The following is a 12,184-nucleotide window of genomic DNA, read 5'->3' as shown; positions in this document are numbered from 1 at the left end:
CGCCGATTTTATATGTAAAACCAAAACCTGTCCATAGTACAGATAAGAAATTTGTCAAAAAAATTTTTTAGCAAAAAAAAACCGCTAATAGCGGTTTTAAATAATTATGCTTTCAAGCCTAAGACTTGCTGCATATCGTAGAGCCCTGCATTTTGCTCAACTAACCAAGTTGCCGCACGCATTGCGCCATTGGCAAAGGTCATACGGCTAGACGCTTTATGAGTGATCTCTAAACGCTCGCCGATATCGGCAAATAGCGCAGTGTGCTCACCCACTATGTCACCAGCACGCACAGTCGCGAAACCTATGGTGCCTCTATCGCGCTCACCGGTAATGCCTTCACGGCCATAAACTGCGCACTTCTCAAGATCACGCCCTAAGGTTTCGGCAATGACTTCGCCCATCTTAAGTGCTGTTCCTGAGGGGGCATCTTTCTTATATCTATGGTGACCTTCAATGATCTCAATATCACTGTAATGACCCATCACCTCGGCAGCAACTTCAAGCAGCTTCCACATTAGGTTAACGCCAACAGCCATATTAGGCGCCATTACAATAGGGATCTGATCAGCATAGGCTGAGATTTGCTCTTTTTGAGCATGATTGAACCCGGTAGTACCGATAACGATTGCTTTGCCATTTCTCGCACACCAGTCTGTATGCACTACAGAAGCTTCTGGTGAGGTAAAATCGATAAGCACATCAAAATCATCTACCGCTTTATCGAGTGAGTCGGTGATAGCAACATTCATAGCACCAACACCAGCAAGTTCGCCCGCATCGACACCCATTAGGGTCGAACCAGCACGCTCAATCGCTGCGCCTAACAAAATGAATTCATTTTGCTTAGCCGCTTCAATAAGAGTACGTCCCATGCGGCCACTGCCACCGGTGATTGCAACTCTTACTCGTTCAGTCATCTCAGTCTCTCCCTGCAAATGTCAAAAAAAAGCCTAAGTATTAACTTAGGCTTATTATGTTTATTAGAGAATATCTAATAACTCAACTTCGAATACCAAAGTTGAATATGGTGGGATCGCAGCGCCAGCGCCACGCTCACCGTATGCTAGGTGCTGTGGTACGAACAGTCTCCACTTAGAACCTGTAGGCATAAGTTGTAGTGCTTCAGTCCAACCAGCGATAACGCCTGAAACTGGGAATTCAGCTGGCTCACCACGAGCAACAGAGCTATCGAATACGTCACCAGAGATGAAAGTACCGTGGTAGTGAGTACGTACTGTAGAGTCGTAACCAGGCTTGTCACCATTACCTTCAGTAATGATTTCGTATTGTAGACCTGAATCCAAAGTTACAACGCCTTCACGTGCGCCATTGTCTGCAAGGTACTTATCACCTTCTTCAGATGCAGCAGCTGCAGCAGCTTCTTGAACTTTCTGGATACGTTGGCTGATTTCAGTGAATGCAATTTGCATATCTTGCATAGATACAACGCTTTCTTTACCTTCGAATGCGTCAGATAGACCCAATTGAACAGCAGAAATATCGATACCTTCAAACGAGTTAGCGGCTAGTTGCTCACCTAGTTGACGACCAACACCGTAGCTTGCTTGACCTTCAATTGTACTGAACTTATCAGACATAATGATTGTACTCTCAATGATTCAATGAATTTTCGCGCCGAACTTTATCATAATTTCTGTGATATTGCCCTAAAAACTGTAGCTATTTTGGCCTTTGGCAAGTATTTTTCACACTCGGTTTATTTGCTTGATATAAAGGCTGTGCTTTAGCCTGCATTTGTTGCAATTGTGCGATGCGTTGTCCGTGTGATGGATGCGTAGAAAGTAGCTCTGGTCCCTGCTCTCCACCGGCCTTTGACATGTTTTTCCACAGGTCTACGCTCGCAGCCGGATCAAAACCTGCTTTTGCCATCAGCTCTACACCGATAACGTCGGCTTCAGATTCTTGGCTGCGACCATAAGGTAAGATGTAGCCCACCTGCACGCCTAAACCTAATGCCGCCATGTACAACTCTTTATCTGCAATCCCGCCTGCACCTAAGGCTAAGTCGGCTAGTTGCATACCTGCGCCTGTCATTTGCGCCCTTGATACCTGCTCATTGCTGTGATTGGCCAGAACATGTGCCACTTCATGACCAATAACAGTGGCAAGTTGGTCTGCAGTCACCGCGACGTCAAGCAAGCCGGTGTATACACCGATATGGCCACCTGGCAGGGCAAAGGCGTTAACTTGCTCGGACTCAAACACCACCACTTCCCAGGGTAAGCTTTGATCCGGTAATGCCCGAGTAATTCTATTGGCGACGCAGTTAACATAGCTGTTTACCGCTTTATCTTGGCTAGCCTGCTCTTGCTGCTTTATCTGTGCAAAAGAAGAATCACCGAGTTCTGTCATCTCTTGTTGAGAAAACAGCAGAGTTTGTCCACGGCCCGTCGGCGATTGTGTGGTTGCACAGCCCGTCAACAGCAGCACGCTGCTTAGCAGTAATAGTATTCCTTTCATATATTGCTAACCTCTATTTTGTAGTCTTTTAACTCTCTAGTTTCTTACCGAGTTTCAGATAATAAAAAGCCCCGCGATTGCGAGGCTTAAAAGTATATAACGATTTGAATCGTTATTAGCTATTCAGATCTTGAAAAAACTTCTTAACACCATCGAAGAAACCTTCAGCCTTTGGGCTGTGCTTCTTTGACTGACCAGTTAGGGTGTCTTCAAATTCACGAAGTAGCTCTTTTTGGCGCTCGTTAAGGTTAACAGGCGTTTCCATTACAACCTTACATAGCAAGTCACCAACAGCATGGCTGCGAACTGACTTAACACCCTTACCGCGCATACGGAACATACGACCGGTTTGCGTTTCAGCAGGGATCTTAAGATTCACTTTTCCATCTAGTGTTGGCACTTCAATCTCGCCGCCTAGGGCTGCCTTGCTGAACGAGATAGGCACTTCACAATAAAGGTTGTTGCCATCACGCTGGAAGATAGCATGTTCGCGCACGCTAACTTGTACGTATAGGTCGCCAGGAGGTGCGCCGTACTCGCCCGCTTCACCTTCGCCAGATAGACGAATGCGATCGCCCGTATCAACACCGGCTGGGATCTTAACAGATAAGGTTTTGCTCTTTTCAACGCGACCTTCACCATGACACTTGTTACAAGGATCTTTGATGATCTTGCCACGGCCATGACAGGTAGGACAGGCTTGCTGTACTGCGAAGAAACCTTGACGCATCTGTACTTGGCCTTGACCATGACAGGTACCACAAGTGGTTGGCGAAGAGCCTTTCTTAGCTCCGCTACCGTCACAAGAGTCACAAGCTGCAAGAGTTGGAATACGCAATTCTTTAGTTAAACCACGAACCGCTTCTTCAAGAGACAATTCAAGGTTGTAACGCAAATCGCTACCGCGCGCTGCTTGACGTTGACCACCGCGGCGTCCGCCACCGAAGATATCACCAAATACATCGCCGAACACATCGCCAAAATCAGCGCTGCCACCGTAACCACCACCGCCACGATTAGGATCAACGCCTGCATGACCAAACTGATCATAAGCCGCTTTCTTATCGCTATCGGTTAAGATTTCATAAGCTTCTTTAACTTCTTTAAAGTTAGCTTCTGCTTCCTTGTCACCCGGATTACGGTCTGGGTGAAATTTCATTGCTAAACGCTTATAAGCTTTCTTAATTTCGCGTTCGCTAGTGTCACGTCCGACACCTAATACTTCGTAATAATCGCGCTTTGACATAATGTTTAATTTCTTTAGCTAAAGTTGCACAAACGGGCGTTAGAGTTTCCTCATAACGCCCGCTACAATAATTTAGGAGTTACCCGTCATTATTTTTTGTCGTCTTTAACTTCTTCAAACTCAGCGTCAACTACGTCATCATCTTGCTTAGCAGATTGTGCTTCGCCTTCTGGTTGACCTTGTTGTGCTTGCGCTTTAGCTTGAGCGATTTCCATTAGTTTAGAAGACGCTTCCATTAACTCTTGAGTAGACTTTTCAATCGCTTCTTTGTCATTGCCTTTAACAGCAGTTTCAACGTTAGCCATTGCAGCTTCAATCTTCTCTTTCTCGTCCGCAGGTAGTGCTTCGCCCGCTTCTTCGATTTGCTTCTTAGTGCCATGAACCATGCCGTCTGCTTGGTTACGCGCTTGAACTAGTTCTTCGAACTTAGCATCTTCGTCAGCGTGTGCTTCAGCGTCACGAACCATAGCTTCAACTTCTTCATCACTTAGGCCTGAAGAGGCTTTAATGGTGATGTTTTGTGCTTTGCCAGTCTTCTTGTCTGTAGCAGATACATGCAAGATACCGTCAGCATCGATGTCGAAAGCAACTTCAATTTGTGGCATGCCGCGTGGAGCCGCTTCAATACCTTCTAGGTTGAATTGACCTAGAGACTTGTTACCGCTTGATTGCTTACGCTCACCTTGAAGTACGTGAATTGTCACAGCACTTTGGTTGTCGTCAGCAGTCGAGAAAGTTTGTGAAGCTTTAGTCGGGATAGTGGTGTTCTTCTCGATAAGCTTAGTCATTACGCTACCCATAGTCTCAATACCTAGAGATAGTGGAGTAACGTCTAGTAGCAATACGTCTTTAACGTCGCCTGATAGTACGCCCGCTTGAACCGCAGCACCGATAGCAACCGCTTCGTCTGGGTTAACGTCTTGACGTAGTTCTTTACCGAAGAATGCAGAAACTTCTTCACGAACTTTAGGCATACGAGTCTGACCACCAACAAGGATAACCTCGTTGATATCTGAAACAGATAGGTCAGCATCGGCTAGAGCAACTTTTAGAGGCTCTAAAGAACGCTTGATTAAGTCTTCAACTAGTGACTCAAGTTTTGCACGAGTGATTTTTACCACTAAGTGCTTAGGACCTGTTGCATCAGCAGTGATGTAAGGCAGGTTAACTTCAGTTTGGCTTGTGCTTGATAGTTCGATCTTAGCTTTTTCAGCTGCTTCTTTTAGACGCTGCATAGCGAGTGGATCGTTACGTAGGTCAAGACCTTGCTCTTTTTTGAACTCGTCAGCAAGATACTTAATCATACGGTTATCAAAATCTTCACCACCTAAGTGAGTATCACCGTTTGTAGCAAGTACTTCGAAAGTTTGCTCGCCATCAACGCTGTCGATTTCGATGATAGAGATATCGAATGTACCACCACCTAAGTCATATACAGCAACGATATTGTCGCCTTGCTTCTTATCGATACCGTAAGCTAGTGCAGCAGCTGTTGGCTCGTTGATGATACGCTTAACTTCAAGACCCGCGATGCGACCCGCATCTTTAGTTGCTTGACGTTGTGAATCGTTAAAGTAAGCAGGAACAGTAATAACCGCTTCTGTTACTTCTTCACCTAAGTAATCTTCTGCAGTCTTCTTCATCTTTTTCAAGATTTCAGCAGAGATTTGTGGTGGAGCCATTTTCTTGCCTTGCGCTTCAACCCATGCGTCGCCGTTGTCAGCGCCGATGATTTTGAATGGCATGATATCAACGTCACGCTGGACTTCGTCATCTTTAAAACGACGGCCAATAAGACGCTTAATAGCAAAAACTGTGTTTGTTGGGTTTGTTACAGCCTGACGCTTTGCAGACTGACCAACTAAAGTTTCATCAGCAGTGTATGCGATGATTGAGGGTGTAGTACGATCGCCTTCAGCATTCTCTATCACGCGCGCTTTGTCGCCATCTAATACTGCAACACAAGAGTTCGTTGTGCCTAAATCGATACCAATAATTCTACCCATGGAGTCCTCCGAAAAACTTTTAAATACTAAATTCGTTATCTGGTTATTGAAATGGGGATAGACCGAATGCTTTTCAAGTCTTTTTTTTCATCCCAAATCGTCTCTTAACCCCTATATTGGGACGTTTAGAATGAATACAAGGGAGAATTTAAAAATTATCTTAAGAATGCATTAATTTGATCTGTGACTCGTTAGCAAAATCGGCGAAAACGTATAATGAATACAATCTAAGAGGTAGCGCATTAGTTTGATCTTCCATGGATCATCTGCGCTTAGTTGTCATCTCATTTTGTCGAGAAGTAAATGAAATCATCCCATCAAGCATATCTGTTTGGTATCGGTGCCATATTCTTATGGTCAACCGTCGCAACGGCTTTTAAGTTAGCGTTGGCACACTATACTCCGCTGCAATTGGTGTTTGTCGCTGTCACAACATCAATATTTGCTCTTGGCGTAATTCTAATCGCCCAGAGAAAGTTGCCACTGATCAAACAGCAATTTCTAAAAAGACCCTTATTCTATCTTCAAACGGGGTTACTGAACCCGTTCTTATATTACTTGGTTCTGTTTAAGGCCTATGACCTTTTACCAGCTCAACAAGCCTTATCTCTTAATTACACCTGGGCTATATTATTACCCTTGCTGTCGGTGCCTTTACTTGGTCAGAAATTGAGAAAGAGTGACATTACCGCCGCATTGGTGGCCTATTGTGGAGTGTTCTTTATCGCTACGAAAGGCAATATCACTAACTTTCAGTTTGAAAGCATGACTGGTGTTGCATTGGCGCTAACAAGCACTGTGCTCTGGTCGCTCTACTGGATAGTCAATACCAAAGATAAAGGCGATCCCGTTGTTAGCCTATTACTGAGTTTTTTAGTGGGCTTGCCTTTTATTGTTGTCGCACTACTTATGACTCAGTCTCTACCCGTTTGGGACATGAAGGCATTATTCGCGGGCGTCTACGTCGGCTTATTTGAAATGGGCGTGACCTTTGTGCTTTGGCTTGTCGCCTTAAAGAAGGCTGAGCGTACAGCCAGTATCAGCACCCTGGTGTTTATCACCCCAGTGATGTCGATAGGCTTTATTGCTTGGATCTTACAAGAGAGTATCGAGAAGTCGACCTACATAGGCCTAAGCTTAATTATATTTGCATTGGTACTGCAACAAATATTGCCTAAAGTCGGTCAATGGCGCACAAGAAAACGCATATCAGTTTAAGCACCTTAATTGAGCAATTAAACATATCAAGCCGAACCTAGTGTTCGGCTTTTTTGTCTTATTAACAAAATTTTTTAGGCTAAACTTCAATGAAGGCTTAAATCAAAAGCAAGAAAGGTGACTTTTTTGTAAAGCCAATTGTAAATCTAATAAAGCACATGTATAAACAACAACTGCGTAACAAAATGGATATTAGTTATGTATTACAAATATATGGATGCACTTAAGTTTTTTAGACAACCCAAAGTAACAGGATTTATCAGGTTAACTTCAATGTTAATAGCCGTTGCAATGCTATTAAATGAATTACAGCTGGGGCGGTCTTATTCTTGGTACTTTGCTTTTCTTTACTGTTTCTTTTTGATCCCATCGCTCTATTTTACCCGTGAGAATAGATACCGGCATTTCTTTCATATGCGGGACGTGCTCAAACCCTTTAGGATCTATACCGTATTAATGACCATTACTTATTTGGTGTTATACGTCCATCAGATCGTCACATACTAAAATCACATATTAAGAGCATCGACTAAGAACACATATTAAGCTTGCCCATGTTTAGCGGGCTGGCCTGATACTCGCGTATCAAAATCGATTTAAAGCAAATAAAAAAGCCGCTCAAGGCGGCTTTTTTATATTGGCTTACAAAATCCATTAACGAACAGTGTAGTCGCCCCAGGCTAACCACTTATAAGTGGTCAACGCTTCTAGACCCATAGGTCCTCGCGCATGCAGTTTTTGGGTGCTTACAGCCACTTCAGCGCCTAAGCCAAACTCACCACCATCGGTAAAGCGGGTGCTAGCATTGACATACACAGCGGCCGAATCTACCGCATTCATAAACTCACTGGCTGTATGAATATTGTCGGTTAAAATCGACTCTGAGTGGCCGCTTGAGAAGGTGCGAATATGCTCAACAGCGCTTTGCAGATCAGCAACAACCTTGATCCCCAGCGTTAAGGATAGCCATTCAGTCGAGAAACTTTCATCATCTGCTGCTGAAACCTCAATCTTCTCAGCGCCAAGAATGGCTTGTGTCTGCTCACAGCCGTAGAACTTCACACCTAAACCACTAAGATGTTTAGCTAAACCAGGAATGAAAGCGTTGGCATGGCTTGCATGGATAAGCACAGTATCAAGCGCATTACATACCGTTGGACGTTGCACTTTGGCGTTTTCAATCACAGCAACCGCTTTTTCAAGGTTGGCCGCGGCATCCACATAGATATGACAAATACCAATACCACCCAAGATCACCGGAATAGTGGCTTGCTCGGCGCATAAACGCTGCAGGTTTTGGCCGCCGCGTGGCACGATCATATCAACATATTTATCGAGTTTTAACAGGCCTGAGACTAAGGCTCTATCTGGGTTATCAATCAACTGTACGCAATCTTCTGATAAACCTTGCTCAACCATGGCTGAGCGGATCACCTTACAAAGTGCTTTGTTCGATGATAGCGTCTCTTTACCGCCACGTAGAATAACCGCATTACCGGTTTTTAATGCTAATACTGCGATATCGACAGTCACATTCGGACGCGCTTCATAAATAACACCAATCACGCCCAAAGGCACCCGGCGACGAGATAAACGCAAACCATTATCTAACAAACGACTATCGATTTCGCTACCAACCGGGTCGGTCAAGCCGATTACGTTATCGATGTCAGCAATTACGCCCATGAGTCTAGTTTCATCGAGTAACAGACGATCAATCATCGCATCCGATAGGCCATTAGCCTTAGCATCGGCCACATCTTGCTGATTGGCTGCAACAATGTCATCTTTTGCTGCTGTCAGTTTATTTGCGATACAGCGAAGTAACGCTGACTTTTGCTGACCCGATAACGTGGCTAAAGCATAACTCGCCTGTTTAGCGTTTTGCCCTAAAGCCGTTAAATATTCGTCGTTATTCATAACACCACCATGTCGTTGCGATGAACCACTGCATCACCATAATCATATCCAAGCACTTCTTCGATACTATCGGAGTGCTTACCTGCAACCTTAGTCACATCAGCAGAGCTGTAACGGCTCATGCCTTTTGCGTATACCTTGCCGTTATTATCAATCAGCTCAATGGTATCACCACGCTGAAATATTCCTTTGACCTCAGTGATCCCTTTAGAAAGCAAACTTCTGCCCTTTTCAGTGACCGCGCCAATAGCACCAGTATCGATGACCAGCTGACCACGCGCCTTTGGTCCTGCTAAGATCCATTGCTTGCGACTCTCTAACGGATGTTCAAGTGCAGTAAAGTGAGTTCCAATAGACTTTTTACACACTACATTTTGGATCACATCTTTGTGATGGCCCGAGGCAATAACCACTTCAATACCTGCGCGGCGCGCAATATCGGCAGCTTCCAATTTAGTCGCCATGCCACCTGTTCCTAGACCAGAAACCGCACCGCCCGCCAACATACGCAGGCTATCATCGATATTCTGTACTTCGGTAATTAACTTTGCATCAGGATTTTTACGCGGATCGGCATCGAATAGGCCTTTCTGATCCGTCAATAGGATCAATAAATCCGCATCGCATAACAAGGCTGCCCGAGCTGACAAATTATCATTGTCGCCTACTTTAATTTCAGCAGTCGCTACGGCGTCATTTTCATTAATGATTGGGATAATGCCATTGTTAAGCAGAGCATTGAGTGAATCCCTAGCATTTAGGTAACGCTCTCTATCATGCAAGTCGGCACGAGTAAGTAGCAGCTGACCAACATGCAAGCCGTAAATACTAAACAACTGAGACCAAGCAAGGATTAACTGACTTTGACCGACAGCTGCCAGTAATTGCTTACTCGCTATGGTATCGGGTAATTGGGGGTAGCCTAAATGCTCTTTACCTGCAGCTATCGCACCAGAAGTACACAATACGACTTCGACACCCGCTTTCATCAAGCAGGCCATCTGTCTTGCTAATTCAACCATGTGCGCTTTATCCAGCTTTAAGCTGCCAGATGTCAGTACACTTGTTCCCAATTTAACCACTACGCGGCGGTAGCCAATCTCACTTAAGTTCATTATTTGCTAACAAAATTACATTGAATAAATCCTTATACCCAATCTAGGTTTGAATTGGTAGTAAGCACCAACAAAGAAACCAAAAAAAAAGCCGGATTTAGTGATATCTCATAATATTTTAAGGAAATTTAGCAGAACGATGAAATTAAACGCGAGAATTTTTAACAGCCACGCATATATAGTCGCCGAAGAAACTGTTAAACACTGAATAAAAAAAGCCACACTCAGTGTGGCTTTTAGTCAGCAAAGTCGCGGCTAATAAGCGCTGTTAGCCATAGATAAATTTAGCAATAAACAATGCAGCTAAAATCACCACGCCTAGGCTTAAATCTTTATAACGACCACTCATTAACTTAATGACTGCATATGAGATAAAGCCCATCGCTATTCCAGTTGCAATCGAGAAGGTCAGCGGCATTAATATGCACACGACCACAACTGGGGCGGCTTCGGTAATATCTTCCCATTCAACGTGAACTAGACCAGACATCATCAGAATTGCTACGTAAAATAGCGTTCCCGCCGTTGCGTACGCAGGCACCATGCCCGCTAATGGCGAGATAAATAACGCACCTAAAAATAGTACTCCCACAACAACCGCAGTTAAGCCTGTGCGGCCACCAGCACTGACGCCAGCGGTACTTTCAACATAACTCGTGGTAGTTGAGGTACCCAGCATAGCACCGGCGATAGTCGCCGTGCTGTCGGCAGTTAACGCGCGATTTAAGCGAGGTAAGCGGCCTTTATCATCTAAAAAACCACCGCGCTGAGCGACAGCTACTAAGGTGCCTGAGGTATCAAACAAATCGACAAACAAGAATGCAAACACCACTGATAACATGCTGACTTCAAGCACGCCAGACAGGTCCATCTTCATAAATGTCGGCATAATTGACGGTGGCGCGGAAACAATACCTTGGTACTGCACATCGCCAAACAGTAAGCCGAGTAAGGTAATCGCTAAAATACTGATAACCACAGCAGACTTCATTCCGTGATGCACCATGGCGATAATTAAGAAAAAGCCTAATGCCGCCATAACGGCAGGAAATGAAGTAATGTCGCCCATAGTCACTAATGTCGCCGGGCTAGAAACCACGATACCTGCACTTTTAAGGCCTAATAAGGCTAAGAACAAGCCGATACCCGCGGCAATACCAATACGCAACGACATAGGAATGCTATTAACAATCCACTCGCGGATGCGCACTAAAGATAAGACTAAAAAACAGATCCCCGATAGGAATACAGCGCCTAAAGCGGTTTCCCATGAGTAGCCCATCTCACCAACAACCGTATAAGTGAAAAAAGCGTTAAGCCCCATGCCCGGTGCCAGCGCAATCGGGTAGTTAGCCACTAAGCCCATCACTAAACAACCTATAGCGGCAGCTAAACACGTTGCCACAAATACCGCGCCATGATCCATGCCTGCATCGGCCAACATCATAGGGTTTACAAAAATGATGTAAGCCATAGTCAAGAAGGTCGTTAACCCCGCAACCACTTCTTGCTTTAACGTCGTTTGATTTTGTTTTAATTTGAATAATTTTTCTAACATGGAACTAAGTCCCTTGGATTTTATTATTGTGATTTGTAGGGTGTAGTCATTGCTAACCTAAGTAAGACTTTTCTATTTAGCAAACAATCAAGATTTGCTTTTTTATGAGTCTAGGTTAGCAAGGTACGAACATAGATATGTACACAAACCGTTCAACATGTACATTTTGCAGCGATTATACGTAGGGTTTAGGTCAGAGACCAGTAATTTAAAACGCTTGTTTATTTTTGAGTTTGGCAACTCGGTGGTTACTTGGTTCTGCTTCAGCCAGCTTCAGCGAACTGATTGTTTTGTTGTTAATAACAATTGGTATGTCGAGTTTTCGACGAGAAAGTTAGACTACGTCTAACAACTAAAATTGCGGCACTTCGCCCGCCCCAAAGAGGCTATACAACATAGCCATAATGTTATTTTTAGGCTTGGAGTGACATCCAACAACAGTGGTTTCAATGGCCTGCGGCCAGCGCATGTGCAGACACTTCTGAGACTCGCGCAAGCACGTCTGACCTCCATGGATAATGGAATGGACCCATCCACTTTTAATCGGCCTCGCAATGGGCCACGATGTAGTTGCTTAAACTCATCAGAAAGAGGACGGGTCCACTATGAACATTACTACAATTGGTCTTGATATCGC

9 protein-coding genes are annotated in these 12,184 nt (G+C 44.5%); 1 reads left to right on the top strand and 8 read right to left on the bottom strand.

What is annotated here, in order from left to right:
• Window positions 1–104: 104 nt before the first annotated feature.
• The 5 genes from dapB to dnaK form a co-directional block, all read right to left on the bottom strand.
• Complete coding sequence (gene dapB / locus K5Q73_RS03415) at window positions 105–920, bottom strand: 4-hydroxy-tetrahydrodipicolinate reductase (RefSeq protein WP_220761613.1); 816 nt, start codon at window positions 918–920, stop codon at window positions 105–107.
• 63 nt (window positions 921–983) lie between these two features.
• The gene (locus K5Q73_RS03410; RefSeq protein ID WP_220761611.1) at window positions 984–1,601 is read right to left on the bottom strand and encodes an FKBP-type peptidyl-prolyl cis-trans isomerase; all 618 of its coding nucleotides are present in this window, start codon (window positions 1,599–1,601) and stop codon (window positions 984–986) included.
• An 82-nt stretch (window positions 1,602–1,683) separates the two neighbouring features.
• A complete protein-coding gene (locus K5Q73_RS03405) occupies window positions 1,684–2,484 on the bottom strand; it encodes a M48 family metallopeptidase (protein WP_220761609.1) in 801 nt (266 codons plus the stop codon).
• Window positions 2,485–2,599: 115 nt separating this feature from the next.
• A complete protein-coding gene (gene dnaJ, locus K5Q73_RS03400) occupies window positions 2,600–3,730 on the bottom strand; it encodes a molecular chaperone DnaJ (protein WP_012156300.1) in 1,131 nt (376 codons plus the stop codon).
• A gap of 89 nt (window positions 3,731–3,819) precedes the next feature.
• On the bottom strand, window positions 3,820–5,736 hold the full coding sequence (gene dnaK, locus K5Q73_RS03395; protein WP_220761607.1) for a molecular chaperone DnaK: 1,917 nt from the start codon (window positions 5,734–5,736) through the stop codon (window positions 3,820–3,822).
• A gap of 303 nt (window positions 5,737–6,039) precedes the next feature.
• On the opposite strand from dnaK, the gene K5Q73_RS03390 reads away from it, so the two are divergent.
• Window positions 6,040–6,954, top strand: a complete 915-nt coding sequence (locus K5Q73_RS03390) for a DMT family transporter (protein ID WP_220761605.1) — start codon at window positions 6,040–6,042, stop codon at window positions 6,952–6,954.
• Window positions 6,955–7,608: 654 nt separating this feature from the next.
• Here K5Q73_RS03390 and K5Q73_RS03385 read toward each other — a convergent pair.
• The 3 genes from K5Q73_RS03385 to K5Q73_RS03375 all read right to left on the bottom strand — a co-directional run bounded on the left by K5Q73_RS03385 (window position 7,609) and on the right by K5Q73_RS03375 (window position 11,547).
• Window positions 7,609–8,874, bottom strand: coding sequence for a glutamate-5-semialdehyde dehydrogenase (locus K5Q73_RS03385; protein ID WP_220761603.1), 1,266 nt, complete (start codon window positions 8,872–8,874; stop codon window positions 7,609–7,611).
• Window positions 8,871–9,989 (bottom strand): glutamate 5-kinase, encoded by a 1,119-nt coding sequence (proB, locus tag K5Q73_RS03380; RefSeq protein WP_220761601.1) that lies wholly within the window; start codon window positions 9,987–9,989, stop codon window positions 8,871–8,873. Before proB ends, K5Q73_RS03385 begins: the two co-directional genes overlap by 4 nt.
• Before the next feature lie 268 nt (window positions 9,990–10,257).
• Window positions 10,258–11,547 (bottom strand): NCS2 family permease, encoded by a 1,290-nt coding sequence (locus tag K5Q73_RS03375; protein WP_220761599.1) that lies wholly within the window; start codon window positions 11,545–11,547, stop codon window positions 10,258–10,260.
• Between the last annotated feature and the right edge of the window lie 637 nt (window positions 11,548–12,184).

Source organism: Shewanella sp. MBTL60-112-B2 (assembly GCF_019655055.1).
In the GTDB taxonomy this organism is placed as follows: domain Bacteria; phylum Pseudomonadota; class Gammaproteobacteria; order Enterobacterales; family Shewanellaceae; genus Shewanella.
The sequence above is the reverse complement of the archived record's forward strand: the minus strand, read 5'-3'. Positions and strand labels throughout refer to the sequence as shown.